Here is a 1175-nt window from a genome sequence, read left to right as displayed (position 1 = left end):
GAGGTGAACAAGGGATACACCGGTCGTCAGGCAAGAATGGAGGCAGGAAGATGTCTCAGGTGCGATGTCAAGTGTGAACAGGAGGTGCTCTATGGATAGGAAGATGATCACACTCTCCGTTGACGGAAAAACAGTCACGGTCCCAGAGGGGACTAGAATCCTGGATGCATGCAAAGTTGCAGGAATCAAGGTTCCTTCACTCTGCTATCTGGAGGATGTCTCTGCACACGGGTCTTGCGGCATCTGTGTGGTCGAAATTGAGGGATTCAGGCGTTTGGTCCGCTCATGCCTCCATACCGTCCAGCAGGATATGGTCATCCATACCCACACCGACCGTGTTATGCGTGCAAGGAAGCTGAATCTTGAGTTGTTGCTTGCAAACCATCCTTTGCTTTGTACCAATTGTGAGAGAAACCTCAACTGCGAGTTGCAGTCCCTTGCCCTGCAACTGGGAGTGAGAGAGTCACGATTCGAGAGGACGAAAAAATCGATACTTCCGATTGACTCTTCTTCCTCCGCAATTGTACGTGACCCCAATGCCTGTATTCTCTGCAATCGTTGTGTCGAGGTATGTGCAAAGGTACAAGAAGTGCATGCAATTGAGATGATGGGGAGGGGACTCCGTACGACCGTATCAACCTTCTTTGATGAAGGACTGGCTTCTTCAGTCTGTACAAACTGCGGGCAGTGCTCCCTTGTCTGTCCAACCGGTGCAATCACTGAGAAGAGTCATGAGCAGGCAGTGTTCGATGCGATCGCTGATCCAAACCTTGTAGTGTTGGTGCAGACCGCCCCGGCTATTCGGGTAGGGCTGGGAGAGGCAATGGGCCTGGGTGAAGGTTCCCTGGTGACCGGGAAGATGGTCAGTGCTCTGAGGGCTCTCGGCTTTGACCGGGTATTTGATACCCAGTTCAGTGCCGATCTTACCATCATGGAAGAGTCTCATGAATTGATACACCGCATGACCAATGGGGGTACGCTCCCCATGATCACCAGCTGTTCTCCTGGATGGATAAAATTCATTGAAACCTTCTATCCTGAGCAACTCGATCATCTCTCATCCTGCAAGTCGCCACAACAGATGTTCGGCTCCATTGCCAAGACATATTACGCTGAGCAAGCTGGAATAGACCCAAGGAACATACGGGTGGTCTCGGTCATGCCCTGTACTGCAA

At 51.4% G+C, this 1175-nt stretch carries 1 protein-coding gene; it reads left to right on the top strand.

What is annotated here, in order from left to right; translation table 11 throughout:
- Nucleotides 1–91: 91 nt before the first annotated feature.
- Nucleotides 92–1175, top strand: a 1084-nt coding sequence (locus tag JF818_RS11885) for a [Fe-Fe] hydrogenase large subunit C-terminal domain-containing protein (RefSeq protein WP_198892218.1), incomplete at its 3' end; no start/stop codon positions are given.

The organism is Sphaerochaeta sp. S2, from assembly GCF_016406725.1.
Lineage (GTDB): Bacteria > Spirochaetota > Spirochaetia > Sphaerochaetales > Sphaerochaetaceae > Sphaerochaeta.
The sequence above is the reverse complement of the archived record's forward strand: the minus strand, read 5'-3'. Positions and strand labels throughout refer to the sequence as shown.